Annotated in this window: 13 protein-coding genes; 9 read left to right on the plus strand and 4 right to left on the minus strand. The window is 62.9% G+C overall.

The genetic code is table 11. The features are described 5' to 3' along the window. Nucleotides 1-130: 130 nt before the first annotated feature. Complete coding sequence (locus HZ994_16890) at nt 131-1339, minus strand: DNA-binding transcriptional regulator (GenBank protein QTN33918.1); 1209 nt, start codon at nt 1337-1339, stop codon at nt 131-133. After that, nucleotides 1329-2543 (minus strand): MFS transporter, encoded by a 1215-nt coding sequence (locus HZ994_16895; GenBank protein ID QTN33919.1) that lies wholly within the window; start codon nt 2541-2543, stop codon nt 1329-1331. Before HZ994_16895 ends, HZ994_16890 begins: the two co-directional genes overlap by 11 nt. 292 nt (nt 2544-2835) lie before the next feature. Here HZ994_16895 and HZ994_16900 point away from each other — a divergent pair, with 292 nt between their 5' ends. The 4 genes from HZ994_16900 to HZ994_16915 all read left to right on the plus strand — a co-directional run bounded on the left by HZ994_16900 (nt 2836) and on the right by HZ994_16915 (nt 12102). Then, on the plus strand, nt 2836-3504 hold the full coding sequence (locus HZ994_16900; protein QTN33920.1) for a hypothetical protein: 669 nt from the start codon (nt 2836-2838) through the stop codon (nt 3502-3504). A 42-nt stretch (nt 3505-3546) separates the two neighbouring features. Then, on the plus strand, nt 3547-6975 hold the full coding sequence (locus tag HZ994_16905; GenBank protein ID QTN33921.1) for a hypothetical protein: 3429 nt from the start codon (nt 3547-3549) through the stop codon (nt 6973-6975). Between the two features lie 12 nt (nt 6976-6987). Then, nucleotides 6988-7686, plus strand: coding sequence for a hypothetical protein (locus HZ994_16910; GenBank protein QTN33922.1), 699 nt, complete (start codon nt 6988-6990; stop codon nt 7684-7686). A 108-nt stretch (nt 7687-7794) separates the two neighbouring features. Beyond that, entirely contained in the window at nt 7795-12102 is a 4308-nt protein-coding gene (locus HZ994_16915) for an alkaline phosphatase D family protein (GenBank protein QTN33923.1), read from the plus strand. 130 nt (nt 12103-12232) lie between these two features. Here the strand turns inward: HZ994_16915 and HZ994_16920 are convergent, their stop codons facing one another. After that, nucleotides 12233-12925 carry a PEP-CTERM sorting domain-containing protein gene (locus HZ994_16920; GenBank protein QTN33924.1) on the minus strand — a complete coding sequence of 231 codons (693 nt, stop codon included), beginning with the start codon at nt 12923-12925 and terminating at the stop codon, nt 12233-12235. Between the two features lie 349 nt (nt 12926-13274). On the opposite strand from HZ994_16920, the gene creB reads away from it, so the two are divergent. The 4 genes from creB (at nt 13275) to HZ994_16940 (ending at nt 17175) form a co-directional block, all read left to right on the plus strand. Further along, the gene (creB, locus tag HZ994_16925; GenBank protein ID QTN33925.1) at nt 13275-13961 is read left to right on the plus strand and encodes a two-component system response regulator CreB; all 687 of its coding nucleotides are present in this window, start codon (nt 13275-13277) and stop codon (nt 13959-13961) included. A gap of 151 nt (nt 13962-14112) precedes the next feature. Next, complete coding sequence (creC, locus tag HZ994_16930; GenBank protein QTN33926.1) at nt 14113-15558, plus strand: two-component system sensor histidine kinase CreC; 1446 nt, start codon at nt 14113-14115, stop codon at nt 15556-15558. A gap of 70 nt (nt 15559-15628) precedes the next feature. Next, on the plus strand, nt 15629-16390 hold the full coding sequence (locus HZ994_16935) for a hypothetical protein (protein QTN33927.1): 762 nt from the start codon (nt 15629-15631) through the stop codon (nt 16388-16390). Next, complete coding sequence (locus HZ994_16940) at nt 16387-17175, plus strand: hypothetical protein (protein QTN33928.1); 789 nt, start codon at nt 16387-16389, stop codon at nt 17173-17175. Before HZ994_16935 ends, HZ994_16940 begins: the two co-directional genes overlap by 4 nt. A 158-nt stretch (nt 17176-17333) precedes the next feature. Here HZ994_16940 and HZ994_16945 read toward each other — a convergent pair whose 3' ends face one another. Beyond that, nucleotides 17334-18287 (minus strand): DMT family transporter, encoded by a 954-nt coding sequence (locus HZ994_16945; protein QTN33929.1) that lies wholly within the window; start codon nt 18285-18287, stop codon nt 17334-17336. 71 nt (nt 18288-18358) lie between these two features. On the opposite strand from HZ994_16945, the gene HZ994_16950 reads away from it, so the two are divergent. Further along, the gene (locus tag HZ994_16950) at nt 18359-19555 is read left to right on the plus strand and encodes a DEAD/DEAH box helicase (protein ID QTN33930.1); all 1197 of its coding nucleotides are present in this window, start codon (nt 18359-18361) and stop codon (nt 19553-19555) included. The last annotated feature ends 55 nt before the right edge of the window (nt 19556-19610 follow it).

The following is a 19610-nucleotide window of genomic DNA, read 5'->3' on the forward strand; positions in this document are numbered from 1 at the left end:
TATGCCAATCCAATGCCGACAAGTCACTGAACTTTCGCGTCATTCTCATGGACTTTTCCGGCATGCCCCATCGACATGGCGTGCGCGTAACGCGACCGGAGCAACCCCCGATGTCCCTGGCGGGGGGAAATCATCGCGAAGGGAATCCGCCCGACCCCGAATTCCTCCTGAACTTGCCTGGTGTGATGCCCATCTTTTTCTTGAACAGGCGGCTCATGTACTCCGGGTGATCGAATCCGGCCTTCTCGGCAACCTCTGCGAGCGAGAGTTCGGACTCGGCCAGCAGGCGGCACACACGGTCCAGCCTGATGCGGAGGATCTCCGCCTTGGGAGGTCTTCCGATGATTTGGGAGAAACGCCGCTCAAGCACGCTCCTGGAGAGCGGAACGATCTTCAGCAGGGACTCAACATCCAAGCCATCGCAGGCGTGTTCGCGGATGTGCCTCAGGGCGGCAGCGATGTGCCTGTCATCGATCGCGAGGACATCGGTGGATTGCCGCGCCATCACACCCATCGGCTTGACCATGATGGATGGGGATGCGGCGCTGCCACCCGCCATCATCAAGGTCAACAGCCCGGCGGCTTCGAAGCCGATCCTCTGGGTGTTCAGGATCACGCTCGAGAGGGGGATGTCTGACAACTCGCAGAACACCTCGTCCTTGTCCACGCCGATGACGGCCACCTCGTCCGGCACGGCCACGCCCGCCTCCCGGCAGCAGTTGAGCACCTGCCGCCCGCGTGCATCGTTGCATGCCATCAGTCCGCATGGTTTTGGCAGGGATTGCAGCCAGGCCATCAGATCCCGCTCGTGCCGCTCGCTATGCTCCTCGTAATGCAGGTTTGAAACGGAAGGCAGCGGTTCGTGATTCTCAAACGCCTGGCAGGAAAATCCGGCTTCCGAGATCCGCCGCTGAAAGCTGGTCCGGCGCAAATCGGACCAATCGGCGCCATTGTAGCCGCAGAACGCGAAGTTCTGGAAACCGCGCTCCATCAGGTGCTCCGCCGCCATCGTGCCGACAGCCATTTCATCGGAGCGTATCCTCGGAAAGTCGGTGTCGGGCAGGTTCCCGCTGAGATCGACAACCGGCACCCCGGTGCGCGCGAGAACCTTGGCCATGGACGGGGTCGAGACCCGCGCAATGATCCCGTCCCATTGCCAGCGTCCGAACCACTTCGGGAGCTGTTCGCCGGGATCCCCTTCCTCAAACTCGATGGACCACGGACCGTGGATGCGGACATAGCTGGCGATCCCCATCAGCAGTTCCCGCCCGTAGCTGCGCGATGATTCGATGAGCAGCGCAACCCGGGGCGTGGATTTCCTTGTGAGGTTATTTTTCATGGGCAGGGATGATGGCCGGTGAATTCGAAACCCTTGCCTTCAGGCGGGTCCCTAACAAAAGCGCCATTCCGAGGGCCAGCAGCCCGCTCACCGACAAGACCCCGGCATCGGGGAATTGCGGCGCAATCATAAGGCTCAGCGCGCCCACCCCTGGCCCGACGAAGTTCCCGGCTCCCATCATCGCCTCATGGATGCCCCCCTGCTCGGCGCGCGCCTCGCCGACATCCATCGAGTAGAAAAGCGATGCGTAATACAGCGAGCCGACTGCGAGCCCGAACGCCACCTGCCCCAAGCCAAGCCAGAGCAAACCGTCGGCCGTCAGAACGGTGGCGAAGCCTGCGATCAGGAGAACATAGCCAGCCAGCAGCCACCGGAACCGATAATGCCAGCCTGGCCATCGCCACATCACCACGAAGGCAAGCAGCCGGGCGAAAAACCAGATCGAGCAGAAAAATCCGGCCATGGTGGTGCTCAGCCCCAATGTTCGGGCTAGCCCAGGTATCATGGCCAGCAAGGTGAACGCCGCGATGCAGGCGAAGGGGTTCGCGATCCAGGCCATCCGCTGGAAAGAGCGCGGGCAAAGGCACTTGCCGGCGGCAGGCAATCCTGGCTTTGGCTGGGGCTGGATCGGCTCCGTTGCGGGTGTTTTCCCAAGGCTCCGCGAGATCCCCCAGAGCACGGCGATCTGAAGGACATGGATGGCCGGGGGTAGCCAGAAGATGCTTCCGCTCCCGAGCTTTTCGAACAGGCCGCCGCCAAAGAAATATGACAAGGCCGAGCAGCTTGCCCAAACCACGCTGTACACCCCGACGAGATGCGCCCTGCCGGTTCCGCTCTCCCCCTCCGTCACAAGAGCCTCAAGCGCGGGCCATACCAGGAACTGCGAGGCCGTCCAGAAAACCAGCACGGCGAGCTGCACGGGGAGTTGCGGGAAGCACGCCCCCGCCGATAGGGCCAGGATCATTCCGAAGAGGCCGTATGACATTGTCCGCAGATAACCCCGGCATTGCGCGAATCTTCCGCCCTGCCAGGAAGCCAGGGCGATCACCAGTCCCATCAGGGCGGCGATCGCGAGGTTGCCCTTGTCCCCGAAGCCATGGCGGTCGCGGAATAGGAAAAAGACATAATTCCCGTAAAATCCGCAAGCCAACGACCCCAGCGCCTCGAAAACGAAAAGCGGGAGTTTCGAACGGGCGCGTCGCATGGTAGTTGCAAAAGTTCAGGAAAATGACGCAAAAGTCCAATGACTTGTTGCATCATGTGTGTAGATTGGTAAACAAGACAAAGAGAAAGCCGTTTCCTAAAACCCAACCGGAGCGCAACCTCATACGCCTCAACGGCTCCCTACCGGAAGGCAAAAGTCCAACATGTCCCATCGAGTTGGGCCACATTCCTGCCCCGATATACCCATGAAAAACCCACTGGAATCTCCCGTCTTACGGCTTGCCCGCTTATTTCAGCGGACGCCCTGGCCCCGTGTTTTTCCGCGGGCCGCCATGGCCTTGCCCGCATTCCTGTTTGCCGCGCTCCCGGCGATTCATGCCGCAGGCGATGGCAAGGAGCCGGTGGTTTCCATTTATTGCGCGGCCTATGCCGACGGGTTGAAATCGGTCTTCGTGAAAAGCGCGGAAGACCGGTATCACGGCGTAAGCCTGTCCACGGCCAATATCGTTGAGACAGCGGATCCGCTCATCGAGGACGGCAGCATCCTGCTTTACGGCCCGGCCGGAGAGGATGGGAAGCATCCTGTGGTGGCCAAGGCCGAGATCGGCGGCATCCGGCAGCCGTTGCTGGTCTTGCATCCGGCCGGTAAGGACGGGCAAACGGCCTACGATTCGAAGGCGGTTGAGATGGCTTCCGGCGTATTTCCCCTGGGCGGCTACAGCTTGGTAAACCTTTCCCCCACACCCGTCCGGATCATTCACGGGGAGGTGGTGATCGAACTGGACAGCACAGACTGCCGGGTCTTCACACCAGCCCAGGCCGCCGGCCAGCCGCTTGCCGTACGGATGGATTACAAAGCGGGCGAAAGCTGGGTGCAGCTCTCCAGCGCGCCATGGGCTGTGAGAACTGACCGCCGCACGCTGGTTTGCTTCCTGCTCGATGCCGCCAGCAAGCGGATGAATGTGAAGAGCGTCCCCCTGAGGGGGGATCCCAGCCGCTGAGAGCCGACGCCCCGCGTATCCGATCTGAAAACCCATCACCCTATGACACCCTTCGATGTGAATCGTATCTCCAAGCGCCATGGCGGCTTCGCGCTGGTCGTGACACTGAGCCTGTTGATCCTGCTGACGGTGATTGCCGTCGGGCTGCTCAGCCTATCGAGCGTCACCCTCCGCGCGTCATCGGCGGACCAGTTGAACCGGGAGGCCCGGCAAAACGCCCGCATGGCTCTCATGCTCGCCATTGGGGAATTGCAAGGCGCCACCGGGCCGGACCAGAGGGTGACAGCACCCGCGAGGATCCGCGGGGCGGACGTCGTCCAACCGCACCTCACCGGAGTCTGGCAGGGCTGGAAATGGGATGGCACGGGCAATCCGGATTTCAAAGGGCGCAAATCATCCCAGTTCCTCCGCTGGCTGACCTCCTCGCGCGACCAAAGTCTCGTCACCGGCCTCGACTACGCCAAGAGCGCACCGCCCGGAGAGGTGGTCACTCTGGTGCGGGGAAAACGGGATCCTGCCGAAAATGACCGGGTGGATGCGCAGATCGTGCCCGTCACCACCGGAAACAGTTTGAGCGGCGGCTTCGCTTGGGCGGTTTTCGATGAATCCACCAAACTGCCGATTTCGCTGCCCGAGCCTGCGGCGGGCACGGTCAGCGCCAGTCTGGAGCAGATGACCGCCGCGCCGCTTCCGGGATACTCGGCCGCCACCGAGCGGGATTGGAGCGTCCTCGAAGACCTCGCCGCGCAGCGTTCCAAGCTCGTCACGGCCGATCAGTCCGGACTGACGGGGCTTGTGGCCGCTGACCGCGGTTTCCATGATCTCACCCCGCGCAGTGCCGGTGTCATCGCGGACGTGGCCAAGGGTGGTCTCGCCGTGGATTTGTCCCGGCTTTTCAGCGATCCGGGCGGCTTGCCGGCCGGCTACAGGGAACGCTTCCTTTACTCGGGGACTTCCACCCCGCTGGCGCCGCCGCCCGCCCGTTTCAACGGAGCCAATCCCTTCCCCAGTCCGGATCCCTCCTGGAGCCTGCTGCATTCCCACTACCGACTGTATGACAAGCTGACAGGCGGCTTGAGCCCCACCATCGACACCACCACCCTTGAGCGGCCCGCGCCGGGAACCACCGGTGCGGCGGTCGGGAACCACCCGTTTTTCCAGACCCAGCAACTCGCCCCCGTCATCGCCAAGGCGCAGTTCGTGTTCAGCCTGAGCTTCGGTTGGCACATGGGCCTGCCCTCGTTCTCGAGACCTGGGAACTCGAACTTGCCGGACAGCGATCCCAACAAGGATCTATACATCACCTGGCTGGTCGTCGATCCGGTCATCACGCTGTGGAATCCCTATAACGTGAAGCTTCGTTTCAGCGGCGGCCGCATCGACCTCTACCGCGTGCCCCTGATGTTCCGGCTCTACAAGAACGGCACGCTGATCAATTCCGAATACACCCATTTCGCCAACTGCTTCGTCAGCGACGGTTTCGGCAGCCGCGCGAACACCTTTTACCGTCTCAACCTTCTCCCTGAAAAAGGCTCCAGCGAGATCATCCTGGCTCCCGGCGAGCATGTGGTTCTCAGCGCCTCGAACCACGTCAAGGTCTTCAACAACGAGTTCACCATCAAGGGTCTGGACCTTCGTCCCGGCTTCGAGCCGCCCGCCGGCAATGCCAGCGGCGCCGAGGTGGGGGGCGTGTCGACCATGAATGTTTGCGTCTCTCCGAATGGCGCAAACAACGGCAGCATCTATGGCAAAACGGTGCGCTCGGTTCCGGTGAAACCGGGGGACAGCATCCAGATCGAAGTGAAACAAGGCCGCGCCGCCGTGGATACGCCGGCGGAGACCGGCGGCAAGGAAATCTCGGGTTTCCTCAAATACTACACCGGCTCGCCCTCGAGCCCGCGCCGCGTTGGCGGGATCGAGCTGGATTACGGCGACCAGGAGCCCGAATATCTCCCGCCGTTTTCAATCAACGATCTGCCGTCGGTCGTTGTCAGCGGCGACATCCCGAAAAACGTTCCGGGAGATACCTACCAAGGCACCCGCCCGCCGCCGGCCGTCCGCTTCAAGGAACCCTTCCTCATCACCACGTTCCAGCTCAAGACCGAGCGCGATTCCAAGTTTCCCTCCCGCGGCTGGGTGCACAACTCTCCGGTGAACCTGTATGCCTCCGCAGGGCTCGACCAGAAGGAACCATGGGCCAATCATCAGTATGAGCTCCAGTGGGAGGCCATGACCGACTGGCCTCCAGCCAGCCCGACCATCGAGATCAGCAACACCAACAATCGTGGTTATGGCGGCCCCGGGATCTATGCCCAGTCGGGGCTTGAATTCGCCACCCACAGCTCGGTTCCGCTCGCGCCCGCGCTCTCACTCGGCCAGCTATCCCATGCGCCTCTCAATGCCGGCGGCCAGCTTCCGCTGGTCTCCCGGATCGTGGCAAACTCGCTCGCTCCGCCCGTGCTCGATCCCTCGGTGGTGCGCAGCGAGAGCGGCGGCCGCACCCTCTTGGACCACTCTTACCATGCGAACTCCGCCCTTTTCGACCAATGCTTCTTCTCCGGCCTTGCCGAACCCGGCGGCCCGCTCGACCGCAAGGCCACCGTCAGGGAGGCCATCACCGGGTTGTTTGAGGGAGGCGTCCCGCTCGCGAACCCTCGCTTCGTCCCGCACCGCGGCGCATCCGGTGTTGCGGAAATCTCCGATGCGCTCACCGCCCCGGACGGCTATCTCAAGACCGCTGCGCACCTGCTCATCGACTCGCCGCTCAACGTCAACAGCATGCGTGTCGATGTCTGGGAAGCTTTCCTCAACAGCACCTTTGGAGGTGAGGTTCCGCAAACCAAGGATGGCGTCCTGATCGCCACCCCCGGCGATGACTCCGCCTTCAGCCGCCACCTCCCAAGCAATGGGGGTTCCCTCGAATCTGCAAACGGCCCGCTTGAGCAGGATCTCGCAAAGTGGAATGGCCACCGCCGCCTCAGCAAGCGGCAGATCCGCCAACTGGCCGAGGAAATCGTCTTGGAAATCCAGGAACGCGGTCCTTTCCAATCCATCGCGGAGTTCGTCAACCGCCATCCCGGGGCGGGAGCGCATGGCAAGGCCGGAGCCTTGCAGGCGGCGCTCGACCGTACCGATATCAACGAGCTTGCCCTCAGCGGTGCCACCAGAGTGGGCGATGGCACGACCGCCGACGGTGCGCCCGGTGTGATCTCCCAGGCGGATCTGCTCACCGCGATCGCTCCGGTCCTGACCGCCCGGGGTGATACCTTCCGCATCCGTGCCTACGGTGAGGCGGGGCCGGCGAACGGACGCAAGGTCAAAGCTTGGTGCGAGGCTGTCGTCCAGCGTGTTCCCGACTATGTCGACTCCGGGGATGATCCGTGGGTCGCCCCCACCAAGGCCATCAACACCCGCTTCGGCAGGCGCTACGAAATCGTAAGCTTCCGCTGGCTTTCGGAAGCCGATATTTGAAACCCCGGATCCATGAAACTCGCAATTCCCGCCATCATCCTTCTTCATGCCGCCTTGTCCGGTGCCGCCGAGCCTCTGCCCAAGATCGCGGCCTCGTTCTATGCGTTCGGCTACGCATCCGGACATGAGAAAGTCCAGATCATGACCGGGCCCGAGGCTTTCGAGGAGATCCAGCTCTCCACGGCAAACATCGTCGGACCGGTGGCTGCGGTGGCCGTCGATGGCTCGCTGCGCATCTGTGACAAGCCCCGGACCGTTGGGGGCAAGCTCATCCACCCGGTGCTTTCCGATGTCAGGATACCCCTTGGGATGAAACGGGTGCTCGTCATGCTGTTTCCCGCTCCCAAGGAAGCAAATCACGCGTACCGCAGCCTCGTGATCAACCATGACCTCAAGGATTTTCCGCTAGGGGTTTACCGCATGATCAATGTTTCCCCGTATCCCATCCGCGGTGCCATCGCCCGCGAATACATCACGGCCAAGCCAGGTGGCGTCGCCAACCTGGAGCCTGCCGGCCAACCCGGCGCGGTCGTTCCCGTGCGCTTCGAGTTTTTTGACCAAGGCCGTTGGAACCTGCTTACGGAAACCCGCTGCGCCATCCGCAAGGACAGGCGCTGGCTCACCTGCGTCTATCAGGATCCCGTCACCGGGCGGATGAACATCCGCAGCATCCCCGACCGCACCGCCGCGATCGCAGGCGTCAAGGAGTAGTGCGCCGCGCCGGAGCCGCAAAAGTCCATGAAAATGACGCGAAAGTGCAATGACTTGTTGCCGCATGCCTGAGAGATTGGTCAGGATCAAATTCTTACCCAAAACCCAATGCGCAAAACCAATCTCTTGATTGCTGCGGGCGTAGCATCCGGCATGGCCGGTGCGAAGCCCATCCCGATTCTCAATCCCTCCGGCGAGGTGAACCCGGGAACCAGCCCGACCGCCATTTCGAATCCCGCTGTCATCGGCTGGAACGGATCCGGATCCGGTGCGCAGGTGATCAAAAGCGACACCGATTTCGGCAACGGTGCCTGGCGGCTGAGCATCGAGGACAGCGTGGAGGCATGGCAGATGACCCCGCACGTCATCGCGGCGGGGGACGCCTTCTCGCTGCGCTTCGATGCTGCGATGTTTTCGGGCAACCTGCCGGGGGGCGGGAGCGGTTTCGTGCCGACCGGGACCCTCGTCGGCGGTGCGCTGCGCAACGGCGATTTCAACGATCCGGCGGTGACCGGCAACTCCTTCGCTGAACTGCCGGAATGGCAGAACCTGGGCGGCGCGCAGACGACCGAGGCATCGAAAACCGATCTTGCTTTCGACGGCACCCGCAACGCCGTGATGTCCAACAACGGCACCCGTAAATTTGCCGTCGACACCGGTCACACGCTTGCGGCCGGTGAGATCTTCCGGGTGGGCTTCGTGTGGCGCGATGCAAGCAACTGGGATGACGCCGCCGACACCGTGGCGGTCACGCTCTACACCACGGACAGCAACACCATCGATGGCGCGAGGACGGTGCTGCAGACGCTCCAGTCCCCGGCCTCCACGCAGGACAGCACCTACGAGCAGGCCACTTTGACCTTCAATGCCGTCGCTGCGGCAGCCGCAGGCAAGCGGCTGTTCGCCTTCTTCGAGGGGATCGACGGCAATCCCGCGAATACCACCAACATCGGCTTCGCCCGCCTCGACAACTTCACGCTGGAACGCGGCACCAATCAGAGCACCGTACCGGAGCGGCAGATCATCGCCGAGCTCTACGTCGATGACGGCGGCGCGCGGCTGCCGGTGGCCTCACGCACCTACGATTTCAAGACACCGGTCGCCAAGGCATGGGATCATTACCACCTCGCCGTCCCGGCTGCGGCGCTCGACGCCCATGCGGGCAAAACCGTCGGCGTGAGGTTCCGCTCGAACGACCAAGGCATCGGAAACTTCCAGAGCTTCGACAACGTCAGGCTGGACGTATGGCCCACAGTGTCGCCCGACGGCTCGTTTTCCGACAACTGGAACAGCACCCCCAATCAGACTTGGGCAGGCCCTGGATACTGGGCGAACCGGCTGCAGGACTGGGAGGTCAGCGGCAACCGCGTGCAATGCATCAATGGTGCGCGCGAGCGCCTCACCCTCCACCGTCCCGGCACCTCGATCCGTGGAAACGGCGGGAATTTCACGCTCGGCGTGCGCACCGGGGTGAACACCGGCACTTCCAGCGCAGGCTCCCGCGCCGGGTTCCTGCTCGGTGCCGCACCCAACGTCGATTGGCGCGGCGCACTGCTCGTCCACGACGGCATGGGCCGTGACTTCGGGCTGTTCCTCGGCATCACTGGAAACGGGAATCTCGTGATCGAGGATTACTCGACCGGTGCGGTCACCGCGCTGGCAACGTCAGCTGTCACCGGAGGATTCGTCCAGAACACCCGCCTCAGCCTTGCCGCCACCTACAACCCGGCACCCGGCACCTACACGCTTGCCCTCACCGCGTTCAATTCGGGCGGCACCCAGACCGGCACGGTCAGCTTCAGCGTCCCTTCCGACCGCGTGCTCGGCGCGTTCGGCCTGCTCAGCCATTTCGGAACCTCCGCGGCCACCCATTGGTTCGACGATTTCTCCGGCACCGGCTCCGCCCTGAATCCCGAGCCCGACCGCCACCTCGCGATCATCGGCGCGATGCACACGCTCTCGAAGGGGAAACTGAAACTCACCGCCCAGCTCTCGCCGATCAGCCTCGCCTCCAGCCCGTCCGTCGCCCTCGACACCTGGAACGGGTCGGCGTGGAACCAGATCGCCACCGCTCCGGTGGACAACACCGACAACCTTTCGTCCTACACCGCGACCTTTTCGATCACAGGATGGAACGACAAGGTGGACACCCCGTACCGCCTGCGGGTCAGCATCAACGGCACCGACTACCCGTGGACCGGCACGATACGCCGGGATCCCGTGGAAAAGGAGAAAATCACCCTCGCCATGGTCACCTGCCAGCGGATCAACGACGGCAACCTCCAGAACAACGGCTTCGACTGGTCCCCGGTGATGTTGTGGCATCCCCACACCCAGTCCTACGGCCACATCGCCAAGCACAATCCCGACGTTCTGCTCGCCCACGGCGACCAGATCTACGAGGGACAGCCGACCAACAAGGACAGCAACTCGGGTGCCACCAACCGCCAGCTCGACTACCTCTACAAGTGGAACCTTTGGGTGCTGCAGGCGCGCGAACTCACCCGCGACATCCCGACGGTCGCCATCCCCGATGACCATGACGTTTTCCAGGGAAACCTGTGGGGTGAGGGAGGGGTCACGACCAACACCGAGGCCTTGGGCGGCTATGTCGAGCCCGCCTCATGGGTGAAAATGGTGGAGCGCACCCAGACCTCGAACCTCCCCGATCCGGATCCCTACAATCCCGTCCAGCCAGCGCCGGCCGTCGCCCAAGGGATCAAGGTGTATTTCACCGGCATGACCTACGGCCGCCTGGGCTTCGCCATCCTTGAGGACAGGAAATTCAAGACCGGCCCCAACAGCCCGCCGTCCGATCCCGCCCAGCAGCATATGCTCGGCGAGCGCCAGCACGACTTCCTCCGCGAATGGAACAAGGACTGGCGCGGGCAGGATCTGAAACTCGTCGTTTCGCAATCGCCGCTCGCGATGCTCAATACCCACGCCAGCGCCGGATATAATTTCCGTCTCACCGACAGGGACGCCCACGGTTGGCCCGTCCACCGCCGCAACGACGCATGGCGGCTTTTGCGCGCCTCGCGCATGTTCCAGCTCGCCGGGGACCAGCACGTCGCCACCCTCGCCCACCACGGGACCGATTCCCCGCGTGACGCCGGCATTTCCTTCGCCGCCCCGGCGATGGCGAACTTTTTCCCGCGCATCTTCGATCCTGTCCACAACGCATCCGGCACCACCCCGACCGTCAGCCCCTATCTGGGCGACTATTTCTTCAACGGCAACGGCACGCTGCCGGACGGCGTGACGCCGAACCTGACGGCGAGCGACCCGCATCACTTCGCCATCCTCGGGGCGGGGAACTCGGACGAATATTATCAGCGCACCAGCGGAATCAATCCGCCGAACTACCATGACCGGGGTGCCGGATACGGCATCACCCGGGTCAACAAGACCACCCGCGAGATCACCTTCGAGAGCTGGCCCATCCATGCCGATCCGGAATACCCGCAGACCGGTTCGCAGTTCGCCGACTGGCCGCAGACGTACCGCCAGACCGACAACGACGGCCGCGTCCCCACCGGTTTCCTGCCTGTGATCGACACCCTCTGGCGCGAGAATCCGGTCGTCCGCGTATTCGATGAAACCAGCGGCGAGCTGGTCCATGCCATGCGCGTCCGCGGCACCCGCTACCGCCCGCCGGTGTATGACAACGGCACCACCTACCGCGTGGAGATCGCTTACGGGGACGCCCCGGTTTCGGAAACGCTCAACGGGCAGACCGCCGCCGTCGCGGGCGCTCCTGCGATCCAATATTTCGGCGCGGTGCAACCCTCCATCCTGCTGGGCGGCACCGCCACGCTGGAATGGGATGTCATTTCGCCGGCGACCCTCACCATCGACCAGGGGCTGGGCGATGTCCTGCCCCAGACCGTGGACGGCATCGGTTTCGCCCGGGTTTCCCCGCAGGTTGACACCACCTACACGCTCACCCTCAACGGCGGCGCAACCGCCACCACGACGGTTCGCGTGTTCGGCGGCCGGGCTGCTTGGGACGACGCCTATTTCACCCCGGCGGACAAGGCCGATCCGGAAATCTTCGGCGGCGGCAAGGATCCCGATGGCGACGGCTTCAGCAACGACGAGGAGTTCCAATTCCAGACAAATCCCCGGGATTCTTCCTCAAGACCCAGGCTACAGGGCAGCGTGAAGCTGGAAGGGTCGCAGCTCACCGTGGATTTCGACATGTCCTACCCCGTGGATCCCGCCGCCGCGAAGCTGATTGTGGAGACCAGCCCCACATTGCAGGGCTGGCAGGAGGTTCCGGCCAACAGCTACGTGGAAACGGGACGGGAAAATTTCCCCTCCGTCGGAACCAGCCGGGTTCTGGTGCGCCTCACGGACACAGTGTCGTCATCCCATGACAGCCGTTTCTACCGGGCTCGGTGGGAGCTGAGATAGAGGAAAGGGAAATGGGAGATTCGCTATGTCTGACTGCGGAGTCGTCCGCATGGCTTAAAGGCGCGAAAAAGCCGCCCCTCGCGGAATGATCCGGCAACAGGGCGGCTGAGATTTCTTATTTCGGCTGTTCTCAGGCTGCACGGCGGCGGCGGAGCAGGGCGACGGCTCCGAGAGCAACAAGCGAGGCGGAGGCGGGTTCGGGAACCGCGTCAAATTGCGCCGTGAAGCCTTCGAAGTTGACGGTCGTCGCTCCGTCCACCGCATAGGTCACGAAGTTGCCTGAAATCGGATAGATGATTACATTGGGCGAACCGTTGGCGAAAGGTGTGGTTCCACCTCCATGGGTCAGAGTGCCAGATTCGCCGGTGGTCGTCAAATTGCCGATCCTCGTGTTGGTGAATCCTGTGAGCGATAGGCCCGTAAAACTTGAGCTTGTGAGTGCGATTGTGGCGGTGAGTGTCTCAGTCCCGCTGACAAAGTTGTCACCGCCGACCGCCACGTTGCCGAAAGTGTTGGTGAAGTTCACGGTGCTGGGCGTGCTTCCGTTTGTTGTCGAAGTGTAGGTGACGGTGAATGTAAATGTTGCATTTGAGCCACCACCGACTGAGGTGAGGTCAACGCCCTGGACCGTGTAGGTGGTGGTGGGCAAACCGTTGTTCGAGGAAATGGTTCCTGACGATGTGCTGAGCTCGCCAAATCCGGTTCCTGAGCCTCCGGATTGGGTGCCATTCGGGACGGTGTTTACTACCGTAATGGATACGGCGGCGGGCAGCGTGCCTGCGGAAGCGACGGCAAGCAGGAGGGTGATGATTGGATTTTTCATTTTCATTGGGAGTTTCGGGATTTGGATTTCTTGATCGCGACGCCTAAGGCATCAACCGCCATTAAGCTTGATGGAGCTCAACCCCCGCGTCCATGAATATTCATTGAACTTTCACGGATATCTCTTGAACTTTTTCGTCACTTTTCTGAGGCGCATTGTTATCGGCTCTGGAGCGTGTGAGCCCAACCGATCCAAAGCTCTCGGCATGCTGCGCAGGTCTTCGCGCCGGCTCCTAAGCCCCGGCAGCCCGTTGAAGCCTTCCAGCTTCCGGATCCGGGTGGGTTGGCGAGGCCGGTGCCAGCCTCTCCTTTCTGCTACCGTCCCGCCGATTTCCGGATATGCTGCGGCCATGCCCCGCCTGCTGCTTGTCGAAGACGAACCCGCGATCGCCGATACCCTGGTCTATGTTCTGGAGGGCGATTGCCATCGGGTGAGCCATGCGATGACGGGCGTGGATGCGCTGGCCTTGCAGGAGGCGGAGCCGCATGAGCTGGCGATCCTCGATGTGGGCCTGCCGGACATGACGGGCTTCGACCTGTGCCGGAAGCTCCGCGAAAAATGGCCTATCCCGGTGATTTTCCTGACGGCGCGGGATGGGGAGATCGACCGGGTGCTTGGGCTGGAGATCGGGGGGGACGACTATGTGACGAAGCCGTTTTCCCCGAGGGAGGTTGCGGCGCGGGTGCGGGCGGTGCTGCGCAGGGCGGGCGCAGCGGCGGATGCGGCGAAATCGGCGGAGGGTGGCTTGAGTGTGGACGACGGAGCGAAGCGGATTCTCTGCGGCGGTGCGAGGCTGGATCTGACGGCACATGAGTTCAAGCTGGCGGCGGTGCTCATCGGGCATCCGGGGCAGGTGTTTTCGCGCGACCAATTGCTCGACCATGCATGGGATGATCCGGGTGCGGTGACGGACAGGACGGTGGATGCGCATGTGAAAAGCCTGCGCGCGAAGCTGCGGGCCATGGTTCCGGGGGCGGAGGAGATGATCGTGACCCGGCGCGGGCTGGGGTATTCGTATTCGGCGCAGGGATCCTGAGCATTGGGAAAAGGGGAGACACGGATGGAAACGAATCATTCAATGGGGTTCCCAAAGGTCGAATCATGATTTCACGCTTCGCTCAAGCCCAACTGCGTCTGCCGTGCCCTTCGGGTGCATCTGCGCTTGGGCTTCATGTTCCTTCCGCATCATGAGGATTACCCGGATCACGCTCATCATCATCGCGCTGATCATCGGCGCGGGGTTCAACCTGTTGGTGAGGAAGCAGCTTGCGGATGTCGAGCCGCAGCTTTTCCAGGCGACCGAGGAGGCGATGGTGGACGCGGCGAACATCCTTTCCGCCGTTGCGGAACAGGGCTTCGGGGAGGATGGATTCGATCCAACGGCGCTGCGGAAGGCGATGGATGGGGCGCATGGGAAAGAGCTTGATGCGGAGATCCACAAGCACACGAAGCGGAAGGTGGGGATGGATGTCTATGTGACGGATGCGGCGGGGATCGTGCTCTTCGATTCCGGCCATCCGGAAAGGGAGGGGCAGGATTTCTCGCGGGAGAACGATGTGTATCTGACGCTGCGGGGGAAATACGGTGCGCGCAGCAGCAGGTTGGTCGAGGAGGACGAAACAAGCTCGGTGCTGTATGTCGCAGCCCCCATCGGCGATCCGGGCAAGCCGCTCGGGGTGCTGGCGGCATACAAGGCGCAGGCGGATGTGCTGCCCATCATACGCCGCAGGATTTCGGAGATCTGGTGGGGCACCGGGCTGGTTGGGGGCGGGATCCTTTTCTGCGTGGGGGTTGTGTTCGTATGGCATTACCGTCCCATCTCGAAGCTCACGGAGTATGCCAGGGACATCGAGATGGGGAGACGGCGGCCGCTGCCTTCCCTGGGGCTGGGCAAGGAGGTGAACACGCTGGCGCGGGCGCTGGAGTCGATGCGCGAGTCGCTGGAGGGGCGGCAGTTCGCGGAGCGCTACGTGCAGACTCTGACGCATGAGATGAAAAGCCCGCTTGCGGCGATACGCGGTGCGGCGGAACTGCTCAACGAGGATGCGGGTGCTATGAAGGAGGGCGACAGGAAACGGTTTCTCGGGAACATCTCGGCGGAGGCGGTCAGGGCGGACAGGCTGCTTGCGAAGCTGCTTGAGCTGTCCGTCATCGAGGGCAAGGCGGCGCTTGATGTCTCGGAGGTGATGGATCTGCGGCTGCTGTTGCAGAGGGTTGTTTCGGAATCCGGTGCGATGGCGGACCTGGCCGGGGTTTCCATCGGGTTGCTGGATTCGCCGCGGCCTGCGATGGCGCAGGGCGATCCTTTCATCCTGAGGGCGGCGATCACGAGCCTGCTGGAGAATGCGGTGGATTTCTCGCCGGCCGGCGGGGTGGTGGCTGTGGGCGTGGAGCCGGGGAGGGATTTCCACCGCATCGTCATCGAGGACAGGGGTGAGGGGATCCCGGAGTATGCGCGGGATAAGGTTTTCGAGAGGTTCTTTTCCCTGCGCCACATGCGTAGCGGGAGGAAAGGCACGGGTCTGGGGCTGACCCTGGTCAGGGAGGCGGCGGTGCTACACCATGGCAGCGTGGCGATGGAAGCGGCGGAACCGCAGGGAACCCGGGCGGTGCTGTCCATCCCCGCGTGTTGAAACATTTTGCGGGAATTTCACCGTAGCTTCATCAAACCCTCATCGGGGCGGGTTGCCATGAATCTGTCCGATGCGAAACTTCCTTTCACCAAATGCAGAGAGCCTCAGGGCGCCTACGGCGGGCGAGATCGCTCGGACGGCGTGCGTGGCGCTCGTCGGCTTCGGCATCTACGGGCTGACGGTGGGCTGGTGGCGGGCGCCGATGATGGGGCTTTTCGTGGCGGTGAAAATGCCCTTGCTCATCGCCCTGACCCTGGGCTGCAACGGTTTGCTCAACGGCCTGTTAGGTCTGCTCATGGGCAGCGGGCTGGGTTTCAGGCAATCGCTGCACGCGCTGCTCAGCGCGTTCGCGATCTCCGGGCTCATCCTCGGATCGGTGGCTCCGGTGACGTTTTTCCTGGCGCTGAACGTGCCGGCGGCCGAGTCCACGGAGGCGGCTACCGCGCATTCCGCCTATCTGCTGATCCATGTCTTCCTGATCGCCGTGGCGGGTCTAGCGGGTGTGGTGAGGCTGCGGGGCTTGCTGGAGGGCTACACCGCATCGCCGGCCATCGCCCGCTCGACCTTGGGGGCATGGATCGCGGGGAACGCCTTTCTCGGGATGCAGTTTTCATGGATACTCCGCCCATTCTTCGGATCGCCAAGGCTGGAGGTGGCATTCCTCCGCGAGAACCCGATGGCGGGCAGTTTCCTTGAGGCCGTGTGGGGATCCCTCGAGCGCATCCTCGGCGGCATGGGCTTCGGGGCGGCCATCTTGGCTGCCGTCTGCGCCGGCATCGCCGCCATCGTGATTTTCCAGATCAGAAACGAACACAGAAAGACAAAACCATGAACGAGAATACCGAAAACAACGTTGTGACACCGCCGCCGCTCAACCCGGAAAGCTACGTGCCCATCCCGCCCGAACCCGGAATCCGCGATCTCTTCGAGGCGCTGCTCAGGCGCCCCGCCCAGCTCGCGGCGCACAAGGCGTGCGGTGGGGGGAACACCTTGCTGCGCTTCGGGCTGATCGCCGTGCTGTCGGTTGTGGTCTTCGGCTTCGTGCTGGGAACCTTCGCATACGGGGAGCAGCTCTGGGCGGCTCCCGTCAAACTCGGTGGCGGCCTGCTTTTCGCGGGCCTGATCTGTTTCCCCAGCCTCTACATTTTTTCCAGCCTTGCTGGATCGTCCGCATCGGCGGCGAAGATGGGAGGTCTGCTTGGCGGGATGCTGGCGCTTGCCGGGCTGCTGCTGCTGGGTTTCGCACCGGCGCTCTGGATCTTTGCGCAAGGGACTTCCTCCTTCGGCTTCATGGGATTCCTTGCGCTGGCCTCATGGCTTGTCGCGCTGGGCTTCGCGTTCCGTTTCATCCGCACAGCATTGAAGCAAACCGGTGCGACCCAGGCATTGCCCCTGCTCATCTGGTTCTCGATCTTCCTGCTCGTGACGCTCCAGCTATCCACCACCCTTCGCCCCATCCTCGGCCGTTCCGACAAGTTCCTCATTGCGGAAAAGAAATTTTTCCTGATCCACTGGGGGGAAACGATGCACAAGTCGCTGGATGCGCAGGCCAAGGGTGAGAAGCCATCGAAGCGCACTCCCGCGCGAAACGAGGATATGAATCCGTTTGTCGATTAGGGGTCTTGCCATCCGTGTGTGAATCCCTGCCGTATGAGGAATTTTCCTAGGATGAGTGAATCCATTCCTCGCTCCGCCCAAACCGATATCATCACCGAGCATCCGCAGCATCAAGCGGGTGGGAAACCTCAAGCCCATGGTCTTCGGAGACTGAGTTTTCAGCCCCTCACCGCCGGGAATTTCCTCCTTGCGGCCACCCGCCAGATCGCGATGAGCACCACCACGGCGGCGACGAGTTCGTAGGTCTCGAATTTTTCCCCGAACCAGAAGAACGCCCCCACGGCCGTGAAAATGGGAAGGGTCATCTGGAGCGAGGAACCCTGCGCGATCGAGAGGCGTTGGTAGGCACTGGTCATGACCAGCTGCCCGAAGGTCACGAGAACCGCCCCGAGCGCCAGCAGCCCCCAGCCTGCGAATGGCAGCTCCGGGACATGCCCTGCGAACGGCAGCCCCATCAGCAGCGAACAGCTCGCCTGCGCGCCGTAGATCGTCGCGGGGTGCTCCTCGTTGCGCAGCTTGCGGATGATGACCACCACGAAACCCGCGGCAAAGGCCCCCAACAGACCGAGCAGGTCGTATCCCGATGGAGCGAGATTCATATCCCCGTCGCTGAGGAAAACCACCAGCCCGCCCATCGCAACCACCAGCCAGCAGGAGGTCACGACCCTGACCTTTTCCTTCAGCCAGAATGCCGCGACCACCGTCGCGAACATCGGGTAGGTCAGGTTGATCACGATCGCGCGCCCCGCCCCAAGCTCCGGGATGGTGATGTAGAAGCAGATGATTCCCAGTCCGCCGATCAGCCCGCGCAATACCACGAGCCGGTTGGAAAACATCCGCCGCCATTCGAAGCCGCGCCCCCCCGTGTAGAAAACCACAAGGATCAGCACCCCTACCAAGCCGCGGAACAGCGCGGCCATCCAGCCATCGGCTCCCGAAGTCACCAGAGAGGCGGCGCGTATCATGAGCGTGTTCCCGGCAAACAGCACCACGGAGGCAAGCATCCACATCACCCCTTTCAGATCCAGCTGCTCGTCTCCGCTCTCCATGCGCCCGCCCGCTTCTCGCCCGGCGAGGCTCTGAAAGCAAGCATCGCCGCGACATGCTGTCATTGATCGCCCGGTTTCCCCGCATGCGATCCATCCTTGACCCGCCGCAAAAGCCCGCCTAAACCCGGCGCCTCATGGGATTTGACACACTCGGCCTTTCCGCCCCCGTTCTCGAAGCAGTTCTTGAAACGGGCTACACCAACCCGACCCCGATCCAGGCGCAGGCCATCCCGGTGATCCTGGAGGGCAAGGACGTCATTGGCGCATCCCAGACCGGCACCGGAAAGACCGCCGCCTTCGCGCTCCCATCCCTTTCCAAGATCGAGAAACTCGGCAAGCCCCAGATCCTCGTCCTTGAGCCGACCCGCGAGCTCGCCCACCAGGTCGCCGAGCAGTTCGAGAAATACGGTGCCAAGACCGGCATGAAGGTCGCGCTCCTCTACGGCGGCGTCGGCCTCGGCGAGCAGATGAAACAGCTCACGGACGGCGCGGACATCGTCGTCGCCACCCCGGGCCGCCTGGTCGATTGCTTCTATCGCGCCGCGATGCGCTTCGGCGAGGTGAAGATCCTGATCCTCGACGAGGTGGATCGCATGCTCGACATGGGCTTCCTCCCGCAGGTGCGGAAAATCGTCAACCTCTGCCCATGGGAAGGCCGCCAGACACTTTTCTTCTCAGCCACCATGCCCGCCGCGATCCAGACCTTCGCGCAATGGTGCCTGGTCGATCCGGTGAAGATCGAGATCGCCCGCCGCGAGGTTGCCGCAACCGTTTCCCACGCATTTTATCCCGTCTCCATCGATCAGCGCGACGAGCTCCTCCTCGCCCTCCTCAAGGAAACCGACTACCACTCCGTGATGATCTTCACCCGCACCCGCCGCGAGGCCGACGAGGTGACCGGCATGATCAAAGGCACCGGCCAGACCAAGGTCGCCGCCATGCACTCGGACATCAACCAGACCGACCGGATGAAGGCACTTGCCGGATTCAAGAGCGGCGAGTTCGAGATCCTCGTCGCCACCGACGTCGCCGCGCGCGGCATCGATGTCTCGGGCGTCTCCCACGTCATCAACTACCGCGTCCCGGAAAACGCCGAGGACTACGTCCACCGCATCGGGCGCACTGGCCGTGCCGAGGCCGAGGGCGACGCCTTCACCATCCTCACCGCCGACGAGCTCGATTTCGCGAAATCCGTCGAGATTTTCATCGGCAAGGAGATCAAGCGCGAGAAGCTCCCCGACTTCCCTTACATCTACACCGCCCTGCTCGACGACTCCCCCTCCAAGTCCATCCGAAGGAAGAAAGTCGGCGGGAAAAAGAGGCGGAAGTGAGCAAGGGTCCCTGGACTCGGGAGAATGAGGGTGTGTTCGCCGCGGAGATCGCGGG

The organism is Akkermansiaceae bacterium (assembly GCA_017798145.1).
GTDB lineage: Bacteria > Verrucomicrobiota > Verrucomicrobiia > Verrucomicrobiales > Akkermansiaceae > Luteolibacter.